This window comes from Bradyrhizobium sp. WBOS08 (assembly GCF_024585125.1).
Classification (GTDB): Bacteria; Pseudomonadota; Alphaproteobacteria; order Rhizobiales; family Xanthobacteraceae; genus Bradyrhizobium; species Bradyrhizobium japonicum_B.
In genome coordinates, this window is sequence record NZ_CP028988.1 from 6,163,109 (window position 1) to 6,187,671 (window position 24,563).

The following is a 24,563-nucleotide window of genomic DNA, read 5'->3' on the forward strand; positions in this document are numbered from 1 at the left end:
ACGGGGGCGGTCGCTGGGAGCGATCTCGCCTGTGGCCATCCTTCGAGACGCCCGCCGTTGGCGGGCCCTCAGGATGAGGACCGGGTGCGCCCCGATCGTTTCGACGAGCGCCGATGCTGCTTAGCCTCATCCTGAGGAGCCTGCGCAAGCGGGCGTCTCGAAGGACGAGGCGTGCGCTCAGGTGGTTGCGGCCCGCTTCCCGCCGATTCAAAATGCCTTGCGCCGGCAGCACTTAGCTACTGTGCATGGGGTTGTTTTCGCGCTTTTTGTTTGTCGCCCTAGCCTTCGTCGAGCAGCTCGAACAGCTCCTCCACCCGCTCGAACGGCGCGCGCTGCATCTTGGCGTGATAGACCACGCGGTCGCCGTCGCGCTGCAGCGACTTGCCCCGCGACTTCCGCAGGCGTCCCGGCAGGAAGGTGGCGGCCGCAGCTTCCGGGCCGACATCGAGGCGGATGATGCCTCTGCGCTTGCATTCGATCCTGAGCCTCGCCGCGGCGAAGAAGTCGCGCGCGAGCTCCGGCAGCGGTCCGAAGCGGCGGGCGGTTTCCTCCTCGAGGTCCTCGAGGTCGTCCTCATCCGTGCAACGCGCGGCGCGCGCATAGAGCTCGAGCCGGACCGGCTCGGACTGCACATAGCTCTCGGGCAGCATTTCACCGAGCGGCAGGTTCAGGTCCGGCACCCACACCGCCTGCCCCTCATCGAGCTTCTCCGAAGCCATCTTGAGGAGATGGCTGTAGAGCACCGGCCCGAATACCTTGACGTGGCCGGATTGCTGCTCGGAGAACAGATCGCCCGCGCCGCGCAGATCGAGGTCGCGCTCGCTGATGGCAAAGCCCGCGCCGGGCCGGCTGAACTCCTCGAGCACGGCCAGCCGCTTCTCGGATTGTCCGGATTGCGTCTCGGTCAACAGATGCGCGAAGGCGCGGATGCCGCTGCGGCCGACGCGTCCGCGCAGCTGATGCAGCTGGGCGAGGCCGAACTTCTCCGGCCAGCAGACCACGATGGTGTTGGCACGGGGAATGTCGAGCCCGCTCTCGACGATGTTGGTCGCGAGCAGCACGTCGGCCCTGCCCTCGACGAAGCTCATCATGCGGTCGTCGATCTCGTCCGCCGCCAGCCGGCCATGCAGGCAGACGATGCGCAGATCAGGCGCCACCGCCTGCACCCGCGCCAGCATCGGATCGAGATCCTGGATGCGCGGGCAGATCAGGAAGCTCTGGCCGTGGCGGCGCTGCTCGCGCAAGAGCGCCGAGGCGATCGCGGCATCCGACAGCGGCGCGATCCGGGTCGCGACCGGCAGCCGGTGCACCGGGGGCGAGGCGATCACGCTGAGGTCGCGGAAGCCGGCAAGACCGGCGGCGAGCGTGCGCGGGATCGGCGTCGCGCTCATCATCAGCACGTGGACGTTCCTGGCGAGGCCGGCGAGCCTGGCCTTCTCGGCGGCGCCGAAATGCTGCTCCTCGTCGATGATGACGAGGCCTAAATCGTCGAACCTGACGTCCTTGCCGGTGAGCGCCTGCGTGCCGATCACGACCTTGATCCGGCCGCTGCGCAGGCCCTCCCTGGTCTCGCGCAGCTCCGCGCCCGAGGTCGCCCGCGACAGGTTGCCGACCTCGATGCCGAACGGGGCAAAACGCTTCTGGAAGGTCGCGACGTGCTGGCGCGCCAGCACCGTCGTCGGTACCGCGACCGCCACCTGCTTGCCCGAGAGCACCACGGCCGCCGCCGCCCGCAGCGCCACCTCGGTCTTGCCGAAGCCGACGTCGCCGCAGACCACCCGGTCCATGGGATGACCGGAGGCGAGATCGTCCAGCACGTCGTGGATCGCCTTGGCCTGATCGATCGTGGTGAAGTAGGGGAAACGCGCGACGAATTTCTCGTAGGCAGATCCCGGCGGCACCAGCTTCTCGCCGCGCCGCCGGCGGCGCTGGCTGATGTGCTTGGCGAGCGCCCTGCCGGCCGCCTGGATCTCGCGCTCAGCTTCGGTGCGCCGCGCCCACCATGTGCTGCCGTCCGCCTTGTCGAGCGAGAGCTTGCCGAGCTCGGCCGCGTAAGGCCACATCAAGGCGAGATCGGACGGCGGCACCAGCACCGCATTGTCGCCGGCGAACTTCAGGCGGATCATCTCCCGCAACCCGCCGCCGCCGGTGTTGACGGTCTGCAGGCCGTCGAGCACGCCGAGACCGCGCTGGAGATGGATCACCACCGTGCCCTGCTCGGGCACGTCGGCATGGTCGAAGGCCGTGCTCCAGGCCCGCGCCATCGGCTGCGGATGATGCGCCCGGCTGCCGAGCACGTCGGAGGCCGTCACGACGACGAGAGGCTTTCGGCCCGGCACGACAAAGCCCGCATCGAGATCGGCCAGCAGCGCCGCCTCGCCGCTCCGCGCGCTCGCCGCCTCGTCCCAGTCCTCGCAGCGCGGCGCCTTGAGGCCGCTCATGCGCTCCATCACGCGCAGGTCGTCCTCCTGTGCCGCGGCGAGGATCAGCCGCGAACCGGCCCGCCGCGTCTCCTCGACGAAAGCACGCAGCGCCTTCCTGGCGGATGTCAGCTTCGAAAACTCCGGGATGGTCTGGAAGGACGCCGCGCGCGGCAGCACCTTTATGCCCCTGGAGAGCTGCTTCCAGTCGCGCCGTCCGAGATATTCGCGCTCGCGCTCTGCGCGCGGCGCGGCCTCCTCGATCGTATCGAACCAGCCGTCGACGTGCGTCGGGACCCCTGCGTCGGCGATCCATTTGGCACGTCCGCAATAATCGAACAGGCTCGCGCGCTTGCTTCCTTTGCCGGCTAGGCCAAGCCGCTCCGACATGGGATCGACCAGCAGCTCCCTGGTCTCGAAGATGATCCTGTGCTCGTTCGGATCGAACGCCACGATCCGCTTGATCGCCCGATCCGAATGCTCGATCCGGAACGGCCCCAGCGCGCCCGCCGGAAAGATCTCGAAGGTCTGGCCGTGAAATAGCGCCCCGCCCGGATAATCCGGCTCGTCGTCGAGATCGTATCCGAGGGCTTCGAAACGCGTCTCGAGCTCGCGCTCGGAGAACGGGCCGCCCACCTTCAAGCTCAAGCTGAGGCGTGCCAGGCTCGCCGGCGACGGCAGGCGCTCCATCACTGCTTCCGCCGTCGAGACGAGAAACAGCGGGTTCTTGGATTTCGCAAGGCGCCTCAGCACGGAAGCCCTGCGTCCCGCGAGCTCGTGCGACGGCTCGAGCTGATCGAACGGCAAGGTGTTCAGGCGCGGAAACACCAGGACCTCGCAAGCCGGGTCGAGCGCGTGAATGACGCTGCCCAGCCGCTCCGCCCTGTTCTCGTTCTCGGCGAGAAAAACGATGCCGCCCGGTCCAGACTGCTTCCATTGGGCAAGCAGGTGGAGCGCCAGCACCCCGAGCGGCGACGCCGACGAGATCGTGGCGCGCTGCACCGGCTTGCTCGTCCTTGGCGACGTCCTGTTCGGCAACGCCTTGCTTGTCGACGTCCTGCTCGGCAACGTCTTCTTCGGCGACCTCTTGGCCACCCGCGCCTTCTTGGTAAGCCTCACTTGAATCCGTTTCTGGTCGTAAACCGTCGTCAACTGAACGCCAGCCGCCCTCATTTGCGATTCGGCGACGTCGCGCCATGCATATGAGATTTGCCCCGTGAACGCACGCCTGGTGGCAACGTTCGGCGCGGCGCAACGATCCCGACACAAGGGCTGGCTTGTCGACCGCTGCAGCGGAACTGCGCGGCGCGGGATCTGCGTCTGTCGATGCGACGCTGGCGCGACTGTAACCGTTCCGCGCACGGAGAGAAACGAAAAACCCCAGCGCTTGGAGCCACGCTGGGGCGTTTCGTTCAAATGAATTGGTCAAGCAATGACCTCTTCATAGCAGCGATTTCAGCGCACGCTTGTGAACTGCTTCACATATTCTGCGGCAAAACAAACGACCTCAGCGCGGAGGCTCTGAGGTCGCCAACCTTCATGGAGAAGGTTTTCTCGCGGCCCGGGGCTTTTGGGGGGCTGGGGCTGGGCCGCGAGCCAGGATTCGACGCCGGCCACGCCAAGTCGTTCCATGCAAAGTCGTTCCATGCAAAGTCGTTCCATCACTGCCGGCGGGAAGCTTCACCGCGACGGCCTGAACGCTCGACCGGTTCAATCCGCCGGAGTGGGATACCGCATTGCGGTTTGAGCGTGCACGCGCCGCGCGCTAGGATGCCGCTTTTTACGGAGGCTCATTTGAAACCATTGCTTTTCATCGCCGCCGTCGCGCTGCTTGCGTCGGCCCCCGCCCACTCGCAGACGCTGGTCGATCCGAGCAAGGTCGCTCCCGAATATCGCGAGGCAGCCGAGAAGCGCCGCGCCGAGCAGCTGCGCCAGCGCGAATGCGCGCTGAAGGCGGATCTCGAGAAAGTGCTGCCCAGGGATCGCACCGCTTTCCTCACCCGCTGCCTGGAGACGATGGCGGCCGGGCAATAGCGGCCGGCCGAAGATCGCGCGCGCTCCGACATCCAGCCGCAATATCCTTCAAGCTTTCTTCAGACATTTGGGATCAGCTCAAGATCCGTTTTTCAAAGTCATTGTTGTCGGCGCATGAGCTCGGTCCAGATTCAGTGCACGCGGTGCAAGAGCGTGTTTCGCGATCGCGCCGGGCGGTTGCAGGACGGCTATTCCAGGCAATGCCCGAGTTGCGAAGTGGTGCTGTTCTTCGCCGAGGATTCCCAGCATCCCTTCATCAAGCGTGCGATGCGCAATGCGCGCAAGGTCCGCAAGGACATTAGGGAGGCCGAGGCCTTGAGGCTTGCCTCACCCGAACCGAGCGCGGCGCAATCGAGGAGATTTGCCGGACGGACGCGGTCGGCGGAACGCGAGGACTAGCTCCTCGGCTTCTGCTTGCGCGGAAACAGGCGATCGCGGATGTAACGCGAGGTCGGCGTCAGACGGATGCCCCGCGGCTTCTGCCATGCGGCGCGGTCGATCTCTTTCTTGTCGCCGATCGCCAGCCTGCCTTTGGCGCTCTTGGCAATGAAGATCGCGTCGCTCATCTTGCGGCCGGAACGCTTGTTCCTGGCTTTCACTTCCTTCCAGAGACTGATCCTGCCGAGCTTCAGCTTGGGCAGTTCCTCCCTGATCTCCCGCCGCAGGCAATCCTTCGCGGACTCGCGCGCCCGCTTGCGGCCGCCCGGAAACATCCACAGGCCGTCCGACCGGCGTCTGACCAACAATACCTTGCCGCGCCTCGCGGCGACGAGCTTGGAAGACTTCGCCATTGCTGCCGTCGCTGAAACAGAATCGTTCCGATCGTAACTTGTCTAGTGAAACAGACAAGTTCGCAGCATGCTTCGAGGCGCCGGATGCCGGCGCGGCACCTCGGGCAGATCGCCGCGGTCGGCGGCGAGATCAGTCCTTGCCCGCCCCTGCCCGGTCCTCCGTCCTGATCCAGGCCATCATCATCTCCCAGGCCACCGAGAGGATGATCGGTCCGATGAACAGGCCGACGATGCCGTGGGCGAGCGTGCCGCCGATCACGCCGACGAAGATCACGATGGTCGGCGTGGTCAGGCCGCGTCCCATGACGAGCGGCTTCAGCATGGTGTCGATGAAGCCGACGAGGACGAGAAACACGGTGAGCAGCAGCGCCGTGGTGACGTCCTTGGCGGTCCAGATCCAGATGATCACCGGCAGCAGCACGAGGAACGCGCCGATCTGCACGATCGAGAGCAGCAGCACGATGAAGGCCAGAAGGCCGGCGCTCGGCACGGCAGCGAGCTTGAAGCCGATGCCGGCGAGCAGCGCCTGCACGATCGCCACGCCGATCACGCCCTGCGCCACGGCGCGGATGGTCGCGCCCGCCAGCGAGAGGAAATGCTCGGTCTGCTCCGGCACGATGCGAAACAGGAAGCCGCGGCCGGCCGCGACCAGCCTCGGCCCATGCGGAAACAGGAAGCCGGCCACGAACACCGAGACGAGGAACTGGAGCGTGCCGAGGCCGGCATCGCCGGCAAGCGACAGCAGCGGGCCTGCCAGCGGCTGGAGATACGGCGCCACCTCGCGCACCAGCGCACGGACGTTGGTGTAGGCCTGGTCCCAGAGCTCGTAGAGCCAGGGGCCGGCGAGCGGCCACGATTTGATCTGCTCGGGCGCGGCCTGAAGCGCGAGATCGCCGGTGCCGAGCTGGTGGGCCAGCTCGCGCACGCCGTCCACCGCACTGATGCCGAGCCAGGTCGCCGGGCCGATGACGATGCCGAGCGTGATCACGGTCAGGATCGCGGCTGCGGTCTTGGGCCGGCCGCCGAGCGCCTTGGCGACCCAGCTGAAGGCCGGATAGAACGCAACCGCGAGCACGCCGCTCCAGGCCAGGATCGGCACGAACGGGCGGATGATCAGGAAGGTCCAGATGATCAGCAGGGCGAGCAGGCCGAGCCGGATCACCAGCTGGATGACATCCTCTCCCGTCAGGAGCTGACGGAGACTTTTCACGGGCACTGCTTCCCTTGCGGCATGAGCGCAAACTTCCGGTGCTTGCGAGGCCCAGCCGTTATTGCCAGCAACGCACCCGGCGTCAAGGCGACGGGAACCGGCCCGCCCCGCGATTGGCACCACGTCAGGGCCGTTGCGCCATGGCCAGCGACCCGCGGCCGCCTCCGACGTCGCCCGCCCTTGGCTAACGCCCGTTAACCGGATTCCCGCGCGCCGGTTTACGCCGCCGCAAACGCCCGCGGCTAGCGTGGATCGGGGTCACCAAGAAGCATTCCGTGCAATGGCCAACAGCATCTGGACGATCGAAGAATTCACCTGTGCGGGTTGCGGCATGAACTACACCGCGACCAGGGAGGAGCACAGCGAAGCCCACGCCGGCCACTTCAAATGCAGCATCTGCAGCAGCGTGGTGCACGCCTGGTCCGGCAAGCATCATTTCTTCGGCTGGCAAGCCGTCAAGACGCGGCCACCCGTGTTCGGAAAGCGCTGGGCGGACGTGGAATGGTAGGCCGCCCATCACGCCGGCAGCCCTGACGACGCCGCAGGTGGCCCGAGACGGACCGGCGGATCGGCCGAATTGCAGCGGCGCCATTTGGACTCCGTTCATCGATCGCCGCTAGATCAGAGCGGACCCTTGGCGCCGAACCAGCAATCATGGCCGACCTCAACGCCGTCCTGACCAGGCTCAACGACCGCCTGCTCCGCCTGGAAGGCGAGCTGTTCGTGCTGCGTTCGCTGGCGCGCGCGACGCTGACGGCGGGCGATGACCACGCGGCGCGCATGCGCAAGCTGGTCGAGGCCGCAAAGGTCGCGCTCGACGACGAGGCCAGGCGCCCGCTCGACAAGCCGACACGCAAATATGTCGACGCGGCGACCGCCCTGGTGGAGGAACTGCTGGTCGAGCCGACCCCGGCGCGGCCGCTGTTCACAGTGATCGACGGCGGCCGGCGCGATTGAACGACAGGCGCGTTGATCCGACGGCGCCGCGGCGTCCGTAGCCTTGCCGCGCAGATCCCGCTAGATCGGCGTGGAATCCTCTGCCTTGAGCCGGCTGAGGCCCGCCTCGATGATCGCGATCTCCTCGTCGATCTGGCCGATCGGCAGGCTGAAATCATAACCGGACCTGCTCTTCAGCTCGACCGCGAGCCGCTGCCTGTGCATCATCAGCTCGTCGAGCCCACGGCGGTTCTTCAGCCGCACATAGCTGTCGACAATCTGCTCAATTGCGCGCGGCATGAGATTTGTCCCGGCGAAAAGGCCCGCGCGGCGCACCCACGCCGGCAGGACATTTTCGGTGTCGCGGTACGCAATACAAATCCGCGACGGATTCGTCGATACGCCGGGCTGGTTGAGATCGCGTTACCATTCGGTGATTTCGTGATACGCGGCATTGAAAAGGCCGCTGGCGATAACGCCAGCGGCCCAGGCCGGGTTTAAAAACGGATGCGGGTTGAAATGTAGCCAGCCCCGGTCGACGCACTCTTATCAGCCCGCCCGGCGTCCCTCTGTTAACAACGAAACACAGGAACCGACTCATTGGACGCTTGCCGTCCCGCCGTGGCCGCGCGGCAACGCACATGGTTCGCGGCATGGGTTTGCGGAAGCATCGCGGGCAATCTGCGCCCGCCCTGGAGGCATCGGAATGGCTAGCTGCGCATTCCGGGCATCGATCGCAGCCCCGTCCTCGGCTCATTGTTGTAACCCAGGCAAGCGCTGCGCGGGTGGTGACAGGGCGTCCGGACGTGTTATCGGGTGATGACGCAGTTGCGAGACCGGATCGGAGACCCATGCGCATTACCCTCGTCGGCTCCCGCCATTTCGGCGTGACCACCCTGAACATGCTCCGGGAGCACGGCGTTTCGATCGTGCGGGTCGTGGTGGCCGACGCCGAGGATCGCCTCGCCGCAGCCGCCAAGGCGGCCGGAATCGAGGTCGTGGTGCAGGCCAACCCGAAGCTGGTCGTAGGCTCCGAGATCGCCCCTGATACCGATCTGATCATCACGGCGCACAGCCACGCCCGGATCGGCAAGGACGCGCTCGCCGCGGCCAGGCTCGGCGGGATCGGCTATCACCCCTCGCTGCTGCCGCGTCATCGCGGCAAGGCCGCCGTGGAATGGACCATCAAGGAAGGCGATCCGATCGCCGGCGGCACGATCTATCACCTCGCCGACCGCATGGACGCCGGCGCCATCGCCGCGCAGGACTGGTGCTTCGTCAAGAAGGGCGAGACGGCGCGAGAGCTCTGGGAGCGCGCGCTGGCGCCCCTCGGCCTCAAGCTCCTGGCCGACGTGATCGACTACGCCAAGGTCCACAAGGCGCTGCCCGCCAAGACTCAGGACGAGCAGTTCGCGACCTCCGCGCCAAGCCTTTCGTGAAGCCTATCCAAGGGCTCGCTCCCGACGTTTACCCTTAACGTGAAGCCGCGTTGATTCCGCTTGGAAAATCGGAGCCGAAAACGCAAATAAACCATTGTTCCAACAGGAACAATTTGCGATTTGGCATCGCAACAAATTTCCGTCACATTTGGTCCAGATAAGCGACAGCATATCAGACACATTGAAGGACGGATTTATGCGTTTTGCTCGCATTGCGGTGTTCTGTGCCGCCTCAGTTTTCACCGGCACCCTCGCCGCTTCCGCCTTTGCCCAGACGCCTTATGACGGCAACTGGCAGGTCACGATCGTGACCAAGAGCGGCTCGTGCGAGCCCACCGCGAGTTCCATGCTGACGGTTGCCGACGGCAAGATCACTGCGCCCGGCGCTAACGTTTCCGGCACCATCGGCAGCGGGGGTCTTGTGAAAGTTTCGATCAATGGTGCATATGCCAACGGTCAACTCAACGGCAACGCCGGATCGGGGAAGTGGAATGGAGCATCTGCAGGCATACCGTGCAGCGGGCGATGGGAAGCATCGCGCCAATAAACCAATCGAGGCTCGCGCCCGGAGCCGGCGGCTGCTGATCGCGGCCGCCGTTTTGTTTGCGGCAGGGATCGCCGGCACTGAAAGCAAGGCCCAGTCGAGCCCGTTCGCCCCACTCGCGGGCAGCTGGAGTGGCGCGGGGACGGTGGCCCTGGACGACGGCTCGACCGAACGGATCCGCTGCCGGGCCAAGTACGCCCCGATCGGCCCCACCATGGAGCTGACCCTGACCTGCGCCAGCGACGCCTACAAGTTCAACTTCACGGCCAGCCTCAAGGCTGAAGGCAGATCCGTCACCGGGAGCTGGTCCGAGATCAGCCGCAACATCTCTGGATCGCTCCAGGGGCATGGTTCCGGCGGCCATTACGAGCTGCTTGCCTCTGCCGCGGGCTTCAATGCCAACATCTCGCTGAAGACGAGCGGCAATAAGCAGAGCGTCGCGATCCGCGCGGACAGCCAGTTCCGCGGAGCGAACATCTCGCTGTCGAAGTAAGCAAGCGGTCGATCCGACAATCGATCCGGCGGCCCCGCCGGATCGATTTTTTTATGCGGCCGGGACGAACGCCGTGACCTCGATCTCGACCTTGGCCCGCTCGTCCACGAGACCGCCGATATAGAGCAGCGTCGAAGGCGGGAAATTGCGTCCGAGCGTTTCCTTCCAGGCCACACCAATGCCCGCACCGGCCGCTTCATATTCGCTGCGGCTGGTCAGGTACCAGGTCAGGCGGACGATGTGCTCCGGACCCGCGCCGGCCTCGCCCAGCAGCTTGATGATCCGCTTCAGCGCCATTTCGACCTGAGCCGCCAGGTCGGGCGCATAATTGCCGGTCTCGTCGCCGCCGGTCTGGCCGGCCAGGACCACCCAGCGCCCCGGCCCCTCGACCGCGACGCCGTGGGAAAAGCCACGCGGTTTCTTCCATTCGGCCGGCTGCAGGATCTGCATGAGCGAAGCTCTCCCGATTGTTGTTGTTCGATGCTGCCTAAGCGCGATGCGATGAGGATGACTCGCTATCGCGCCTCAGCCTGCCGTTTAAGCATGATCTTTTCGGAAAACCGCTGCGCACTTTTCCGGATCATGCTTTAGCACGACCCGCTGCATCGCTGCATCCGCAGATTTGGCCGTTGCAAACGGCGGCGATGTCGCCGATACCGGCCGTCCCTTCACATTCCATCCTCCCGCAATCACCGCTGATGAGCGCGACACCGTCCAAAACGATGGCTGCACTGTGGATGGCCGGCTGGCTGTCGCTGATGCTGGTGATGGCGGTTGCCGGGCGCGAGACCACGCGCGAGTTGAACGTCTTCCAGATCATGGAGGTGCGCTCGGTGATCGGGTTTGCGCTCCTCCTGCCCATCATCTACCGCGCCGGCGGTTTCAAGGCGGTCGCGACCAAGCGCCTGCCCCAGCACCTCGCCCGCAACGTGGTGCACTATTTTGCCCAGCTCGGCTGGTTCTACGCATTGACGCTGATCGGAATCGGGCAGGTCGTCGCGATCGAATTCACCATGCCGATCTGGACTGCCGTGCTGGCCGCGACGTTTCTGTCCGAGCGCATGACGCTGTGGAAGATCGCCGCCGTCGTGCTCGGCATTGTCGGCGTCGTCATGATCGTGCGGCCCGCCACCAGCGAGATCAATCCCGGCCAGTTGATCGCGCTCGGGGCTGCGATCGGCTTTAGCATTTCCATGATCCTGGCGAAGTCGCTGACCCGAACCGAAAGCGCGTTGTCGATCCTGTTCTGGATGATCGTGGTGCAGGCCGTCGTGGGCTTGCTGCCGACGCTCGCTGTGTGGGTCTGGCCCTCGCCTCGCCTATGGGGCTGGCTGTTCGTCATTGGGGTCTGCGGCACCTTCTCTCATTATTGCCTCGCCAGTGCGCTCCGGTACGCGGATGCAACGATCGTGGTGCCCATGGACTTCCTGCGGGTTCCGTTGACTGCGGCAGCCGGCTGGCTGCTCTATTCCGAGCGGCTCGACGGCTGGACCGTGCTCGGCGCGGCGCTGATCCTGTGCGGCAATCTCCTGAATTTGAAGCCGGTGCCGCCGGTTCCCGCCCGCAGGCAGTGAACCTTGCCGCCGCCTTGCGCGACATAACAAAGTGGCCGTGTGATTTAGATCACGTTGGAGCGGCGCTCCACCGTGCACATTCGGCCACACAGCAGCGGGTTGATGCGGACGTCTTGCCGTTTTGGTGGCGCGAGGTCGGGCACTTCGTGTAGGTTCGTTGCCAATTTGTTGCTGCCTGCAATTCGATTCTGGGGATTTCAGAATGCGCTATCTCACCCTCCTCGCCTCGCTGATGTGCATGGCGCTGTCGGTCAGTGCCGCGAAGGCTGACCGCCGCGTCGCCTTTGTCGTGGGCAACGGCTCCTACAAGAACGTCGCGCAATTGCCGAACCCGCCGATCGACGCCAAGGCGATGGCATCGACGCTGCGCAATGTCGGCTTCGAGGTGATCGAAGGCTCCAATCTCAGCCGCGACCAGATGACGGAGAAGCTGCTCGACTTCGGGCGCAAGGCGCAGGGCTCCGACATCGCGCTGTTCTATTATGCCGGCCACGGCATCGCCGTGAGTGGCACCAACTACCTGCTGCCCGTCGACGCCGACATCAAGTCGGAGATGGACGTCAAGCTGGGCGCGGCCATCAACATCGACCTGACGCTCGAGCAGACCATGGGCGATGCCAAGGTCAAGCTCGTCTTCCTCGATGCCTGCCGCGACAATCCGTTCGCCGCCAAGATCAAGTCGAACGCCGCGACCCGCAGCGTCAACGTTCAGAGCGGCCTTGCCGAGATGAAATCGGGTGAAGGTACGCTGATCGCGTTCGCCACCGGCCCCGGCCAGACCGCGCTCGACGGTCAAGAGGGCAACAACAGCCCGTTCACCCGTGCGCTGATCGACAACATCACCAGGCCCGGCGTCGAGATCCAGCAGGCGATGACGTCGGTGCGTGCCCAGGTCAATGAAGAGACCCGCAAAGGCCAGCTGCCCTGGGGCCACACCAACCTGACCGGCTCGGTCTATCTCAACCAGGCCCCCACCACCCAGGTCGCCAACGCCGCCCCGACCGCTTCGGGCATGTTGCCGGCATCGACCGCCGGCTCGGACGGCGTCGAGCTCGAATATTGGCGCTCGGTGAAGGAATCGAACAAGCCGGAAGAGCTCAACGCCTATCTCACCGCCTATCCGAACGGTCAGTTCAAGGCGCTGGCGCTGGCACGTCTTGCCGCCATCAAGAGTGGCCCCTCGACCGCGACCCGCGCCCTCAACGCCGGCATCGATCCCGCAACCTTCACCGACGAGTCCACCCAAGTCACCGAGGACCAGATCGGCCTCGACAAGACCAAGCGCCGCGACGTGCAGCGTCGCCTGACGGCGCTCGGCTTCGACACCAAGCCGAGCGGCACGTTCGACGAGGAGACGCGCTCGGTGCTCAAGCGCTGGCAGACGGCGCGCGGCTATCCCTCGTCAGGCTATCTCAACAAGCTTCAGCACAAGGCTCTGCTCTCGGAGATCGTGGCTGCCCCGGCGACCGCGAGCGACACCAGCCAGAAGCCGGCCCGGCGCGCCGCCAGCGCCCCGGCTCAGAGCAGCGCGCCGGCGCCGGCCCCTCATCGCAGCAGCCCCGGCGATGCCGCCGGTGCAGCCTTCGTCGGCGGTGTCGTCGGCGGCATGATGGGCGGTATGTTCCGCCGCTGAGGCGATACGACGATCTCAGAATGCAGAAGCCCGGCTCACGCCGGGCTTTTCGTTTGTAGTTCTCATGGTGAGGAGGCGTGAAGCGCCGTCTCGAACCATGCAGGCACGGCTCTCGCAGCGGGGCCTCCCATCCTTCGAGACGCTTGCTGAGCAAGCTCCTCAGGATGAGGAGCCCTAGTGTGCGTGACGAGACTCCCTACTTCCCCGCCGCCTTGCGTAGCGCCTCGTTGATGCGATCCTGCCAGCCGGGGCCACCCTCCTGGAAGAACTCCAGCACGTCCTGATCGATGCGCAGCGTGACCTGCTCCTTGATGCCGGGAACAGCCGTCTGTCTGGGCGGCGCCGCGGCGACCTTGGCCGTCACCTTCTTGAACGCGGCCTCTGCTTCCGTCCTGGCATCGCCCAGCGTGCGCGGCCGCCTCGGTGGTTGCTCCGCCATGTCCTAGATTCCTTCAAACAAGGCCGTCGAAAGATACCGCTCGGAGAAGGACGGCACGATCGCCAGGATGGTCTTTCCGGCGGCGTCCGGCCGCTTGCCGATCTGCAGCGCGGCCGCAATCGCAGCGCCCGAGGAGATGCCGCCGGGAATACCCTCGTGCCGTGCCAGCGCGCGCGAGGTCTCGATCGCGGTCGTCGAGTTGATCTTCACGATCTCGTCGATCACGGCGCGGTCGAGGATGTCGGGGACGAAGCCGGCGCCGATGCCCTGGATCTTGTGCGGGATATGCTGTCCGCCCGACAGCACCGGGCTCTCCTCCGGCTCGACCGCGACCACGCGAAGCGAGGCCTTGCGCGGCTTGAGCACCTGGCCGACGCCGGTGATGGTGCCGCCGGTGCCGACGCCGGCGACGAAGAAGTCGATGTTGCCGCCGGTGTCGTTCCAGATCTCCTCGGCGGTGGTGCGCCGGTGCACCTCGGGATTGGCGAGGTTCTTGAACTGCTGCGGCATCACCGCGTTCGGCGTCATCTTCACCAGTTCCTCGGCGGCGGCGATTGCGCCCTTCATGCCTTGCGCCGCGGGCGTCAGCACCAGTTCGGCGCCGAGAAAAGCCAGCATCTTGCGCCGCTCGATCGACATCGATTCCGGCATCACTAGCTTGAGCCGGTAGCCGCGCGACGCCGCCACGAAGGCGAGCGCGATGCCTGTGTTGCCGGAGGTCGGCTCGATCAGCACGGTGTCGGGCTTGACGATGCCGGCCTTCTCCATCGCGATGATCATGGCGGCGCCGATGCGGTCCTTCACGCTTGCGGCAGGATTGAAATATTCAAGTTTTGCCAAAATGGTCGCATTCACGCCGTGCATGCCGGGCAGCCGGCGCAAGCGCACGATCGGCGTATTGCCGAAGGCCTCGACGATCGAGTCGTAGATCCGGCCGCGGCCGGCTTGGTGCGCTGCACCCGTGTTGGACGGTGCGTTCATGATGAACTCCCTGTGGCGACAATTTGCACATCTATCGCGGCATTGCGCAGTTACAGACAGCTTGCGGCGGCACGCAAGCGACAATGCGGCACATGTTAAATACGCTGCATCGCAAAATCACGTGAGCGGCGAAGATCAGAAAACCAACGCATTTGTGTTGCGACCTCGTCAACCGCTTCGGCTTATGTTAGACTTAGGTCTTAAAGCAGGGAGGTCACCACGATGTCAGCAATTGCTGAAGTGTTGTCGACCGTCGCGCCGAACCGCGATCCGCGTTGCAGCGAGTTGCCGACCTGTCCCGTCTGCGCCGACTCCATGGTCGCCGCCGAAGCGTCCGCCTACGTCTCGGACCAAATGATCAGCTATCTCTGGACCTGCGACAATTGCGGCTATGGCTTCGTGACCAAACATGCCGTGAAGCAACGCTTCGTGTGCAACTGAGCTAGCGTGGGGCGATGTCGCCCCTCGCCCAGTCCTCGCGCGTACGCCGATAGAACTCCTCGAACGTTCCGCCTGCGATCGCGTCCCTGATGCCCTGCATCAGGAACTGGTAATAGGCAATGTTGATTTCGGACAGCAGCATCGCCCCCAGCGTCTCGCCCGCCTTGACGAGATGGTGCAGATAGGCGCGCGCGCAATTGCGCGTCGACGGCCATGAACTCTCCTCGTCCAGCGGACGCGGATCGTCGGCATGGCGCGCATTGCGCAAATTCACCTGGCCGAAACGCGTGAAGGCGACGCCGTGGCGGCCGTTGCGCGTCGGCATCACGCAGTCGAACATGTCGATGCCGCGCTTCACGGCTTCGAGGATGTCGTCGGGCGTGCCGACGCCCATCAGATAACGCGGGCGCTCCTTCGGCAGCACCGGCGCGGTCTCGTCGATCATCGCCAGCATCACCTCCTGCGGCTCGCCGACGGCAAGGCCGCCGATCGCATAGCCATGGAAGCCGATCTCGACCAGGCCTTGGGCACTCGCGTGACGAAGCTGCGGGACGTCGCCGCCCTGCACGATGCCGAACAGCATGTAGCCCTTGGGCGCGCGCTCGAAGGCGCGCTTGCTACGCTCGGCCCAGCGCAGCGACAATTGCATCGCCCGCTCGATGTCGGCGTGCTCGGCCGGCAGCCGCACGCACTCGTCCATCTGCATGGCGATGTCGGAGCCGAGCAGGCGCTGCACCTCGATCGAGCGCTCCGGCGACAGCTCGACCTTGGCACCGTCGATATGGGAGCGGAAGGTGACGGCGTTCTCGGTGACCTTGCGCAGGTCCGACAGCGACATCACCTGGAAGCCGCCGGAATCCGTCAGCATCGGCCCGTTCCAGCCGGTGAAACGCTGCAAGCCGCCGAGCGCCGCGATCCGCTCGGCGGTCGGGCGCAGCATCAGGTGATAGGTGTTGCCGAGCACGATGTCGGCACCGGCATCGCGCACCTCGCGCCAGTGCATGCCCTTCATGGCACCGGCGGTGCCGACCGGCATGAAGGCCGGCGTCCGCACCACGCCATGGGGTGTGGTCAGGCGCCCGGTGCGCGCGGCGCCATCGGTGGCGAGCAATTCAAAGTGATTGGGAAGATCGTTGTCGGGATTCATGGCGGTGCTTATTGCGTGTCGGAGCACGTCGATCAACCCGCCCAGCCCGCGGAGCGGCCGGCCGGTGCCTCAGCCTGGGACACAATGGACGCGATTATTCCCGCCGACAGCCTTGTTAAACAAAACGATACAGTATAGTTTTACTAGGGGGCTGGACGAGGTGCCGCGGTGAGATTTGCCGGCGGCGCCAGATGTGTGATCGCCAGCCACCGACAATGCCACCTCTTTCCTGTTCGACCGACATCTCCGGCCGCCGGCGCCACCGGATCAGGCCCACAACCGGCGGCCTGACCGCGGTCATGGTCCTGACGTGCAGCCTGGCGCTCGCCGCCTGCACCTCCCTGCCCCGCACACCCTATACGGCCGCCGAAGCCAGCACATCGCGGGTGCTCGATATCGATGGCCTCAGGCGCTACGCCGACGACCCCGTCACGAAATTCAGCTTCGACAAGGACACCAGCACGGCGACGAAGTCCTATCTGGCGCTTTCCGGCGGCGGCGCCGATGGCGCCTACGGCGTCGGTGTGCTCAACGGCTGGACCGCGGCCAGAACCCGCCCCACCTTCTCCGTCGTCTCGGGCGTCAGCACCGGCGGCCTGATCGCGCCGTTCGCGTTTCTCGGCCCGCGATACGACGACACGCTGAAGGAAGTCTACACCAGCGGCATCGCGGAGAGCCTGCTGAACGATCCCAGCATCATGCGCGTGCTATTCGGGTCCGGCCTGTTCGGCAACACGCGACTGCGCGAGCTGGTCGCGCGCTATGTCGGGCCGGAGATTCTGGCCCAGGTTGCGCGCGAGAACGCCAAGGGGCGAAAGCTGCTGATCGCGACGACCGACCTCGACACCCAGCGCACCGCGATCTGGGACATGGGCAAGATCGCCGCGGTCGGAACGCCCGAGGCGCTCAAGCTGTTTCGCGACGTGATGGCGGCCTCGGCCAGCATTCCCCTGGTGTTTCCGCCGATCATGATCGACGCCGAAGGCCAGGGCCGCAAGTTTCAGGAGATGCATGTCGACGGCGGCGTGACCGCGCCGGTGCTGACGCTGCCGGAAGCCCTGCTGTTCCAGGGCAGCCGGCTGCTGGGCAATGCGAAGCTGGACATCTACATCCTCGTCAACAAGAAGATCGAGCGCAATTTCGAGCTGGTCTCCAACGGCACCATCGACGTCGCCTCGCGCAGCCTGTCGGCGATCACCCAGTCGCAGACGCGCTCGATCATCTTCTCGACCTATGATTTCGCGCGGCGCAACCGTCTCGGTTTTCATCTCTCCTACATCGCGCGCGACTACCCCGCCCCGCCGTCCGAAGGGTTCGACACCGCCTATATGCGGGCGCTGTATCAGTACGGATACGAGAAGGCTGCATCCGGCCAGGCCTGGACCTCGACGCTGCCGTGAATCCGCGTGACGGAACGAGGCCGTGCTGAAACGGTTGACGATACGGCCAATTCGGCCAGATTGGCGATGACGTCCCGGCTGCTGCGCGATATAGAGCGAATGACGAAGGTCAGAAACGCGCAGGAATCATTGGGCATGGGATTGACTGCGACCAGGACGAGACCGGCAGCGCCGCGGCGCGAGATGCCGAAATCCCGCGGTGGCCGGCCGACCAAGACCGCCGCCATCGAGCGCGACCAGCGCTTGATCGAGGTCGCCACCCGCCTGTTTCTGGATCGCGGCTTCGACGCGACCTCGCTCGACGCGGTCGCGGAAGCGGCCCGGGTCAGCAAGCCCACCGTCTATGCCCGCTACGGCGACAAGCGCGGCCTGTTTGCCGCCGTGCTGAGGCGCGAGATCGCACGCTGGCTTGCGCCGCTGTCGGCCGCGGCAGAGACCCAGCTGAGCAGCGCCGCCGACATCTCGGTCGAGCAGCGGCTGGTCGAGATCGGGCGCGAGATGCTCTCATTCACCTGCGGTCCCGACGCCGTCGCCTTCAGCCGCATGATGACGTCACAGGCCATCAACTTCCCCGACGTCGCCAAGCTCGGCAAGGAGGAAGGCTGGCTCAAGGCCGTCGCCACCACCGCGCGCTTCTTCGACCATCTGGTCGCGCAAGGCGCGCTCGACGTCGAGGACACCACCATTGCGGCCGAGGTATTTCTCGACGTGGTGGTCGGTCACACCCACCGCATGGCAACCTTCGGAACGACACTCGATATGAAGGCCGCCGAAAAGCGCACGCGCGCGGCGATCAAGCTGTTCCTGGCCGGGGCGCTGGGACCTGCCGATCGGGTCCGGGACGCCGCAAAAGGCCCGACGCGGCGCCGCTCGTCCCGCTGACGATTCCGTGAATTCGCGCCCGGACTGCCCGTAACGACATTGACCAAATAAAACGATACGGTATTGTTTAGTTAAGTTGGTCCGGGCCGCCTTTCACAGCCCCAAGGAGGGTCGGACCGCTTCGATCGTCGCGGCAGGTACAGCCCGCCGCGGCGCTCCGCGGCCGGCCTTTGCCCGAGGCCCGCCGCGAATACTTTACGTTCATCCGGCACTCTCGCAGGTCGAAGATTTCGAACATGACGCCAGCCAGACGACGGACCTTGCAACTGCTCGCGATCGCCCTGCCTGCGCTGCTCCTCGCCGCGCCGTTGCAGGCGACCGTGACCACGGGCACACCGACCGCGCTACACAGCGATACAGATGGTGATGCCGAGGCTGACCGCCAGGCCGTCAGCCGCGAGATCGAGCGCTTTCGCAGCTCGTCGATCTCGATCAGCCAGGCCATGGCGATCGCGGAAGCCCGCCACGCCGGCGCCACCACCGCAGATGTGAGTTTTGACGGCGGCTCCGGCGTCGCGGTGTACCGGGTAAAGACCCTGCACAACGACCGGATCTGGCGCCACACCATCAACGCTGCGACGGGCGAACTGGTGGGCGGGGAAGCTGCCCTGCCCCTCGCCGAGCTCGACCACGACGATCGCAACAACCTTGCGGCACTCGGTGCGATCAGGCACCGCCTCGCGGATGCCGTGCGCGTTGCCGAGCGCGCGGCCTCGGGCAAGGCGATCAGCGGTGGCCTCGTGCGCGAACGCGGCCGGCTCAATTTCGCGATCGTCGTGATCAGCGGCAACGATCTCAAGGAAGTCATCCTGGAGCCCCCGGGCGCCAGGACGAAATAGCGGCTGCCAAGCAAGGCAGGGTCGCCGCCCTGGCATCGACCGGGGCAAAAGGCCATTGACGGCGGCCGGACTCTCCCGCATAAGTCGCCGCCATGTTCACGACCACCAAACGCACGACCAAAACCACCACGGCCTCAGGGGCCCGGGGAGGCGTGCGCGCGTAGTCGTCGACTAAACGCATCAAGCTCTACCGAAGCCCCGCCCTCGTTGGTCCGGGGCTTTTTTGTTGTCTCATTCGCAAATCTCAATGGAGGACAAAGTGAGTAACGATCCCGTCGTCGCGATTGTCGGCGTCACCGGCGCGGTGGGCGCCGAATTCATCGCCACCATGGACAAGCGCGGCTTTCGCGTCGGCAAGCTCAAGGCGCTCGCCAGCGCCCGTTCGGCCGGCAGGACGGTGTCGTTCCGCGGCCAGAACGTCGTCATCGAGGAACTGACCGAGCGGTCCTTCGAGGGTGTCGACATCGCCCTGTTCTCCGCCGGCGGCAGCATCTCCAAGAAGTATGCGCCGATCGCGGTCAAGGCGGGTGCGGTCGTGGTCGACAACTCCTCCGCTTTCCGCATGGACCCGAACGTGCCGCTGGTGATCCCCGAGATCAACGCGAACCGCATCCGCGACCACAAGGGTATCATTGCCAATCCGAACTGCGCGGCGATCACCGCGCTGGTGCCATTGTGGCCGATCCACCAGAAGAACCGCATCAAGCGCGTCATCATCTCGACCTACCAGGCCGCCTCGGGCGCCGGTGCCGCCGCGATGGAGGAGCTGGTCGAATCCACCCGCGCCAATCTCAACGGGCAGGTCTATACGCCGAAGGTGATGCCGCACCCCTACGCCTTCAACCTCTTCAACCACAACACCGCCGTCGACCCCGACACCGGCTACAACGACGAAGAGACCAAGGTCATCAAGGAGACCCGCAAGATCTTCGAGGACGACACCATCGCCGTCGGCGTCACCTGCGTGCGCGTGCCGGTGCTGCGCGCCCATTGCGAGGCCATCACCTTCGAATGCGAGAAGCCGATCAGCGAAGACCAGGTCCGCGCCATCATGGCGCAGGCGCCCGGCGTGAAGGTGGTTGACGACCGCACGAAGAACTACTTCCCGATGCCGATCGACGCCTCGGGCCAGGACGACGTCCTGGTCGGCCGCATCCGCAAGGATCTCAGCGATCCCACAGGGCATTCGATCTCGATGTTCGTGGCCGCGGATCAGCTGCTCAAGGGCGCCGCGCTGAACGCGGTGCAGATCGCCGAGCTCCTGCCGCAGCGTGTGATGGCGTAGTCGTTATCGTAGCAACAGGTATCGTAGATTCCATGGGCGGTGAGCGTGGCCTTTCCGGTAGGTTTGGGTTTCCACACTCGAACCCACGGAGAGTCAGATGCAAGCATCGACAGCCACGCTCACCACCGACCATAATGGCACAATTTTCCGGATCACGGTCGTCGCGCTGCGCTACGCATGGCTCCGCGCGCCGCCCTCGCACCGTGCCAAACTCACTCAAGCCAATCGACAGGCCTTGACTCACAAACCCCCATATGAGGGTGGGCAAAGGCGCGCAAGCGCCGTGCCCACCATTCTTCTCCGCATCAAGGAAAGACGTGGGCACGCTTCGCTTTGCCCACCCTACGGCACTAGTTGTCCGCCCGAAACAGCAAACACGCATCGCCATACGAATAGAACCGGTAGCCATTCGCGATCGCGTGCGCGTAGGCGGCCTTCATCGTCTCCAGCCCGGAGAATGCCGACACCAGCATGAACAGCGTCGACTTCGGCAGATGAAAATTGGTCATCAGCACGTCGACCGCGCGGAAGCGATAGCCGGGCGTGATGAAGATCGCGGTCTCGGCCGCGAAGGGCTGGATCGTGCCGTCCTCGCGGGCTGCGCTCTCGAGCAGGCGCAATGACGTGGTGCCGACGGCGATGATGCGGCTGCCATTGTTGCGAGCACTGTTGAGGCGCTCCGCGGTCTCGGCCGAGATCGTGCCCCACTCGGCGTGCATCTTGTGGGCTTCGGTGTCGTCGACCTTCACCGGCAGGAACGTCCCTGCCCCGACATGCAGCGTCACCTGGTTGATGCCGACGCCGCGCGCGCGCAGCGCCTGCTCCAGCGCCGGGGTGAAATGCAGGCCGGCGGTGGGCGCCGCAACCGCGCCTTCGTTCACCGCGAACATGGTCTGGTAGTCGGCGAGGTCCTGATCGTCGGGCGTGCGCTTGGAGGCGATGTAGGGCGGCAGCGGCGGGCTGCCGAGATCGGCGATGGCCTGGTCCAGCGCCGGGCCGTGGAACGAGAACGACAACGTGACCTCGCCCTCGGCGCCCTTGGCCTCGACCTCGGCATCGAGATGGCCGAGCAGGCAGACCTTGCCTTCATTGCCGAAGCGAATGCGGTCGCCGGCGACGAGCTTCTTGGCTGGCTTCACCAGCGCCTGCCAGCGCGAGCCGTCGAGCCGCTTGATCAGTGTCGCCTCGATTCTGGGCTCGGTCTCGCGGCCGATGCGGCGGCCTTTCAGCTGCGCCGCGATCACCTTGGTGTCGTTCACGACGATCTGGTCGCCCGCCTTCAGCCATGACGGCAGATCGGCAACGGTCTGGTCGCGCAGCGCGCCGTTCTCGACGACCAGCATCTTGGCGGAGTCGCGCGGGCTCGCCGGGCGCAAGGCGATGCGCTCGGCGGGCAGGTCGAAATCGAACAGATCGGTGCGCATGTTCCGGAACTTGTCATCGCCCGCCTTGTGCGCGCTCGCGCACTGGGGCGGGCGATCCAGTACTCACGATCTTGGTCGTAACCGCCGCTGGTGGTTACTGGATGCCCCGCCTGCGCGGGGCATGACACCGACAAATCGGCTTATTCCCCGTCCGCCGCCATCCGCGCCTTGACGATCTTGTCGGGGTTCTGCACGGGCTCGCCGCGCTTGATCTTGTCGACATTCTCCATGCCCTCGGTGACCTTGCCCCAGACCGTGTACTGGTTGTCGAGGAAGCGGGCGTCGTCGAAGCAGATGAAGAACTGGCTGTCGCCGGAATCGGGATTGGCGGCGCGCGCCATCGAGGCGGTGCCGCGCACATGCGGCTCCTTGTTGAACTCGGCCTTCAGCTTCTTGCCGGAGCCGCCGGTGCCGGTGCCCTGCGGGCAGCCGGTCTGCGCCATGAAGCCCTCGATCACGCGGTGGAACACGATGCCGTCGTAGAAGCCTTCGCGGACCAGCTCCTTGATGCGGGCGACGTGGCCGGGCGCGAGGTCGGGGCGCATCTCGATGGTGACGGGGCCCTGCGTGGTCTCGAGGATCAGGGTGTTTTCGGTGACGCTCATGCTCGTCTCTCTTGCGTTGGGGGTGAAGTCTTGTCAGGTGACGTCTTGCGGCTGCGGAACTGGATCGCGAATGGACGTCCCGCTGCGGCGCCGGCCATTGCTTCGGTAAATGGCATGGGCGTGCAGCGTTGCAACGCCTCCATCACCGCGATCCGGTATTGCAGCCGGTCATTGTCGGAGGCCTCCGCGGATTCATAGGTGATCCTCGGATGGCCCAGAATGTCGCCGGACCGGTTAAAGCTCACGACGACGGTGATGTCGAGTGGCCGGGCCTTGGTAACGGGCGGCGGTCTCCAGCAGGTGCGCAAGTGCCGGAACACGTCCTGGATGGTATCGACCTGCCTCACCTCGGCAGCCGTGCCCGAGGTGCCGAGCAGCAGCATCGCGGCAACCAGCAGGAGCTTGTCGCCACAACGCGCCATCGCCGCCTCTTATTTGATGTCGGAGGCGACCTGCACTTTCACCATCTTGTCGGGATCGGTCACGGCGCCGCCGGCGGATCCGGGAGGCGCCTTCTTCAGCTTGTCGACGACGTCCATGCCCTGCACGACCTCGCCGACCACGGTGTACTGGCCATCGAGGCTGCCGCCGTCGGCAAACATGATGAAGAATTGCGAGTTGGCGCTGTCGACGCTGTCACCGCGCCGGGCCATGCCGACGATGCCGCGGGCAAAATGCACCTTGGAGAATTCCTGCTTCAGGTTCGGATATTTCGACCCGCCGGTGCCGTTGAAGTTCTGGCCGTCGCCGGTCTGCGCCATGAAGCCGTCCATGACGCGATGGAACGGCACGTTGTTGTAGTAGCCTTCGCGCGCGAGCTGCTTGATGCGCTCGGCATGCTGGGGCGCGATGTCGTTGCGCAGCTTGATGACGATGCGGCCCTTGGTGCTGTCGATGACGATGGCGTTGGCCTTGTCGAGGTTGGCCGGCAATTGCTGCGCCAGCGCCGGCACCGCGAACAGAAGCGCGGCAAGGACTGCGAGAATTCGGATCATGACAACTCCGGATCAGAGGAAAGAGGAAGCGCGCCGTTATCCGGCGAATTTGGCCTTGAGCTGGGCCGCGACGACCGGCGGGACGAAGGCCGAGACGTCACCGCCCATGCCGGCGATCTGGCGCACCAAAGTGGCGGTGATCGGGCGGACCATCGGCGAGGCCGGCAGGAAGACCGTGTGCACCTCCGGCGCCATCGCCTCGTTCATGCCGGCGAGCTGCATCTCGTAGTCGAGGTCGCTGCCGTCCCGCAGGCCCCGAATCATGATGGTCGCGCCGTGCTTGCGCGCCGACGTCACCGACAGGTCGTCAAACGTCACGGCTTCGAGCACGCAGCCGGCCTTGGCCGCGACCGGCCCGCAGACGTCATGGAGCATCTTCAGCCGCTCCTCGGTCGAGAACAGCGGCTTCTTGCCGGGATGGACCCCGATCGCGACCACGAGCTTGTCGCACAGCGACACGCTATGCCGGACCACGTCCAGATGGCCGTTGGTGATGGGGTCGAAGGAACCGGGATAAAAGGCGATACGCGGCATGCCCCCTCCTACCGCGCCCGGCCCGGCCCGGCAAGCGGGCCGGTTCCCCGGCCGTTTCCGGCAATATCCCGCCGGCCGTGTCGGCGATGGCCGGTTTGTTTCGTCCCGAGAGCGGGCACGAAACAAAACGGCGCGGACACGAAACCATTTCCCGCGCCGGGCGAAGACGTCCGGAAACTGGCCATGGTTACTAATCCGGCCAACGAATGACGGGCCGCACACTGGGCGTAGGCGGCCGCATCACAGGGGACTGTCAATGATCAAGGCTCTTTCAGCGATCGCTATCTCTGCGTTTATGGCCGCCGCCCTCACCCTGCTGCCAGGCTTTGCCCCGACCGTCGAGGCCAGCGTGCCGCAGCCGCTGGCCAAGAGCGACCGGCTCGATATCCGCGCCGGCAAGGATTGCTCGCAGCAGGCCTGGCCGAATTTCGAGGCCACGTGCCTGCGCAAGGCCGGCACCAAGGCGACGATCCGCGAGGCGCGCCTCGTGACCGCCAACCGCACGCCGTAGTCGGCT

General features: G+C 65.5%; 29 protein-coding genes. 16 read left to right on the forward strand and 13 right to left on the reverse strand.

Going from position 1 to position 24,563, the window contains the following annotated elements:
• Nucleotides 1-278 precede the first annotated feature (278 nt).
• Nucleotides 279-3,383 (reverse strand): DEAD/DEAH box helicase, encoded by a 3,105-nt coding sequence (locus DCM80_RS29030; RefSeq protein WP_257198084.1) that lies wholly within the window; start codon nucleotides 3,381-3,383, stop codon nucleotides 279-281.
• Here DCM80_RS29030 and DCM80_RS29035 point away from each other — a divergent pair.
• The 3 genes from DCM80_RS29035 (at nucleotide 3,280) to DCM80_RS29045 (ending at nucleotide 4,853) form a co-directional block, all read left to right on the forward strand.
• Nucleotides 3,280-3,543 carry a hypothetical protein gene (locus tag DCM80_RS29035; protein ID WP_257198124.1) on the forward strand — a complete coding sequence of 88 codons (264 nt, stop codon included), beginning with the start codon at nucleotides 3,280-3,282 and terminating at the stop codon, nucleotides 3,541-3,543. The two genes, DCM80_RS29030 and DCM80_RS29035, sit on opposite strands and share 104 nt — an antisense overlap.
• Before the next feature lie 671 nt (nucleotides 3,544-4,214).
• Nucleotides 4,215-4,454, forward strand: coding sequence for a hypothetical protein (locus tag DCM80_RS29040; RefSeq protein WP_257194827.1), 240 nt, complete (start codon nucleotides 4,215-4,217; stop codon nucleotides 4,452-4,454).
• A 153-nt stretch (nucleotides 4,455-4,607) separates the two neighbouring features.
• Nucleotides 4,608-4,853 carry a hypothetical protein gene (locus DCM80_RS29045; RefSeq protein WP_373569374.1) on the forward strand — a complete coding sequence of 82 codons (246 nt, stop codon included), beginning with the start codon at nucleotides 4,608-4,610 and terminating at the stop codon, nucleotides 4,851-4,853.
• Here the strand turns inward: DCM80_RS29045 and DCM80_RS29050 are convergent.
• Nucleotides 4,850-5,245 (reverse strand): NUDIX hydrolase, encoded by a 396-nt coding sequence (locus DCM80_RS29050; RefSeq protein WP_257194829.1) that lies wholly within the window; start codon nucleotides 5,243-5,245, stop codon nucleotides 4,850-4,852. The genes DCM80_RS29045 and DCM80_RS29050 overlap by 4 nt on opposite strands.
• Before the next feature lie 130 nt (nucleotides 5,246-5,375).
• Nucleotides 5,376-6,461, reverse strand: coding sequence for an AI-2E family transporter (locus tag DCM80_RS29055; protein ID WP_257194830.1), 1,086 nt, complete (start codon nucleotides 6,459-6,461; stop codon nucleotides 5,376-5,378).
• Between the two features lie 274 nt (nucleotides 6,462-6,735).
• Between DCM80_RS29055 and DCM80_RS29060 the strand changes: the two genes are divergently transcribed.
• Entirely contained in the window at nucleotides 6,736-6,963 is a 228-nt protein-coding gene (locus DCM80_RS29060) for a hypothetical protein (protein WP_257194831.1), read from the forward strand.
• Between the two features lie 146 nt (nucleotides 6,964-7,109).
• Nucleotides 7,110-7,412: a hypothetical protein gene (locus DCM80_RS29065; RefSeq protein WP_028136298.1), complete on the forward strand. Its 303-nt coding sequence runs from the start codon at nucleotides 7,110-7,112 to the stop codon at nucleotides 7,410-7,412.
• A gap of 60 nt (nucleotides 7,413-7,472) precedes the next feature.
• On the opposite strand, the gene DCM80_RS29070 is transcribed toward DCM80_RS29065, so the two are convergent.
• A complete protein-coding gene (locus DCM80_RS29070) occupies nucleotides 7,473-7,691 on the reverse strand; it encodes a hypothetical protein (RefSeq protein ID WP_257194832.1) in 219 nt (72 codons plus the stop codon).
• A gap of 551 nt (nucleotides 7,692-8,242) precedes the next feature.
• On the opposite strand from DCM80_RS29070, the gene DCM80_RS29075 reads away from it, so the two are divergent.
• The 3 genes from DCM80_RS29075 to DCM80_RS29085 all read left to right on the forward strand — a co-directional run bounded on the left by DCM80_RS29075 (nucleotide 8,243) and on the right by DCM80_RS29085 (nucleotide 9,867).
• Nucleotides 8,243-8,830, forward strand: coding sequence for a formyltransferase family protein (locus DCM80_RS29075; protein WP_028136296.1), 588 nt, complete (start codon nucleotides 8,243-8,245; stop codon nucleotides 8,828-8,830).
• Between the two features lie 196 nt (nucleotides 8,831-9,026).
• Nucleotides 9,027-9,377 (forward strand): hypothetical protein, encoded by a 351-nt coding sequence (locus DCM80_RS29080; protein WP_100174819.1) that lies wholly within the window; start codon nucleotides 9,027-9,029, stop codon nucleotides 9,375-9,377.
• Nucleotides 9,322-9,867 carry a hypothetical protein gene (locus DCM80_RS29085; RefSeq protein WP_257194833.1) on the forward strand — a complete coding sequence of 182 codons (546 nt, stop codon included), beginning with the start codon at nucleotides 9,322-9,324 and terminating at the stop codon, nucleotides 9,865-9,867. Before DCM80_RS29080 ends, DCM80_RS29085 begins: the two co-directional genes overlap by 56 nt.
• Before the next feature lie 51 nt (nucleotides 9,868-9,918).
• Here DCM80_RS29085 and DCM80_RS29090 read toward each other — a convergent pair whose 3' ends face one another.
• Nucleotides 9,919-10,317: a RidA family protein gene (locus tag DCM80_RS29090; protein WP_257194835.1), complete on the reverse strand. Its 399-nt coding sequence runs from the start codon at nucleotides 10,315-10,317 to the stop codon at nucleotides 9,919-9,921.
• A 248-nt stretch (nucleotides 10,318-10,565) separates the two neighbouring features.
• On the opposite strand from DCM80_RS29090, the gene DCM80_RS29095 reads away from it, so the two are divergent.
• A complete protein-coding gene (locus DCM80_RS29095) occupies nucleotides 10,566-11,441 on the forward strand; it encodes a DMT family transporter (protein ID WP_257194836.1) in 876 nt (291 codons plus the stop codon).
• 202 nt (nucleotides 11,442-11,643) lie between these two features.
• Complete coding sequence (locus DCM80_RS29100) at nucleotides 11,644-13,074, forward strand: caspase family protein (protein ID WP_257194837.1); 1,431 nt, start codon at nucleotides 11,644-11,646, stop codon at nucleotides 13,072-13,074.
• A gap of 196 nt (nucleotides 13,075-13,270) precedes the next feature.
• Here the strand turns inward: DCM80_RS29100 and DCM80_RS29105 are convergent, their stop codons facing one another.
• Entirely contained in the window at nucleotides 13,271-13,513 is a 243-nt protein-coding gene (locus DCM80_RS29105; protein WP_257194838.1) for a BrnA antitoxin family protein, read from the reverse strand.
• A 3-nt stretch (nucleotides 13,514-13,516) separates the two neighbouring features.
• Nucleotides 13,517-14,494: a cysteine synthase A gene (gene cysK / locus DCM80_RS29110; protein ID WP_257194839.1), complete on the reverse strand. Its 978-nt coding sequence runs from the start codon at nucleotides 14,492-14,494 to the stop codon at nucleotides 13,517-13,519.
• Between the two features lie 222 nt (nucleotides 14,495-14,716).
• Here cysK and DCM80_RS29115 point away from each other — a divergent pair, with 222 nt between their 5' ends.
• Complete coding sequence (locus DCM80_RS29115; protein ID WP_028136289.1) at nucleotides 14,717-14,935, forward strand: hypothetical protein; 219 nt, start codon at nucleotides 14,717-14,719, stop codon at nucleotides 14,933-14,935.
• A 1-nt stretch (nucleotide 14,936) separates the two neighbouring features.
• Here the strand turns inward: DCM80_RS29115 and tgt are convergent, their stop codons facing one another.
• The gene (tgt, locus tag DCM80_RS29120) at nucleotides 14,937-16,082 is read right to left on the reverse strand and encodes a tRNA guanosine(34) transglycosylase Tgt (protein ID WP_257194840.1); all 1,146 of its coding nucleotides are present in this window, start codon (nucleotides 16,080-16,082) and stop codon (nucleotides 14,937-14,939) included.
• A 299-nt stretch (nucleotides 16,083-16,381) separates the two neighbouring features.
• Between tgt and DCM80_RS29125 the strand changes: the two genes are divergently transcribed.
• The 4 genes from DCM80_RS29125 (at nucleotide 16,382) to DCM80_RS29140 (ending at nucleotide 20,488) form a co-directional block, all read left to right on the forward strand.
• Entirely contained in the window at nucleotides 16,382-17,482 is a 1,101-nt protein-coding gene (locus tag DCM80_RS29125; protein ID WP_257194841.1) for a patatin-like phospholipase family protein, read from the forward strand.
• 135 nt (nucleotides 17,483-17,617) lie between these two features.
• Complete coding sequence (locus tag DCM80_RS29130; protein WP_257194842.1) at nucleotides 17,618-18,364, forward strand: TetR/AcrR family transcriptional regulator; 747 nt, start codon at nucleotides 17,618-17,620, stop codon at nucleotides 18,362-18,364.
• A 236-nt stretch (nucleotides 18,365-18,600) separates the two neighbouring features.
• A complete protein-coding gene (locus DCM80_RS29135) occupies nucleotides 18,601-19,203 on the forward strand; it encodes a PepSY domain-containing protein (protein ID WP_257194843.1) in 603 nt (200 codons plus the stop codon).
• 247 nt (nucleotides 19,204-19,450) lie between these two features.
• A complete protein-coding gene (locus DCM80_RS29140; RefSeq protein ID WP_257194844.1) occupies nucleotides 19,451-20,488 on the forward strand; it encodes an aspartate-semialdehyde dehydrogenase in 1,038 nt (345 codons plus the stop codon).
• 350 nt (nucleotides 20,489-20,838) lie between these two features.
• Here the strand turns inward: DCM80_RS29140 and queA are convergent, their stop codons facing one another.
• From queA to coaD, 5 genes are all read right to left on the reverse strand, one after another.
• Nucleotides 20,839-21,912 carry a tRNA preQ1(34) S-adenosylmethionine ribosyltransferase-isomerase QueA gene (gene queA, locus DCM80_RS29145; RefSeq protein ID WP_257194845.1) on the reverse strand — a complete coding sequence of 358 codons (1,074 nt, stop codon included), beginning with the start codon at nucleotides 21,910-21,912 and terminating at the stop codon, nucleotides 20,839-20,841.
• 140 nt (nucleotides 21,913-22,052) lie between these two features.
• Nucleotides 22,053-22,517 carry a peptidylprolyl isomerase gene (locus DCM80_RS29150; RefSeq protein WP_257194846.1) on the reverse strand — a complete coding sequence of 155 codons (465 nt, stop codon included), beginning with the start codon at nucleotides 22,515-22,517 and terminating at the stop codon, nucleotides 22,053-22,055.
• On the reverse strand, nucleotides 22,514-22,939 hold the full coding sequence (locus tag DCM80_RS29155; protein WP_257194847.1) for a hypothetical protein: 426 nt from the start codon (nucleotides 22,937-22,939) through the stop codon (nucleotides 22,514-22,516). Before DCM80_RS29155 ends, DCM80_RS29150 begins: the two co-directional genes overlap by 4 nt.
• 9 nt (nucleotides 22,940-22,948) lie before the next feature.
• Entirely contained in the window at nucleotides 22,949-23,512 is a 564-nt protein-coding gene (locus DCM80_RS29160) for a peptidylprolyl isomerase (protein ID WP_257194848.1), read from the reverse strand.
• 36 nt (nucleotides 23,513-23,548) lie between these two features.
• Nucleotides 23,549-24,046 (reverse strand): pantetheine-phosphate adenylyltransferase, encoded by a 498-nt coding sequence (gene coaD / locus DCM80_RS29165; RefSeq protein WP_028136279.1) that lies wholly within the window; start codon nucleotides 24,044-24,046, stop codon nucleotides 23,549-23,551.
• Nucleotides 24,047-24,302: 256 nt separating this feature from the next.
• Between coaD and DCM80_RS29170 the strand changes: the two genes are divergently transcribed.
• The gene (locus tag DCM80_RS29170) at nucleotides 24,303-24,557 is read left to right on the forward strand and encodes a hypothetical protein (protein ID WP_257194849.1); all 255 of its coding nucleotides are present in this window, start codon (nucleotides 24,303-24,305) and stop codon (nucleotides 24,555-24,557) included.
• Nucleotides 24,558-24,563: the final 6 nt, after the last annotated feature.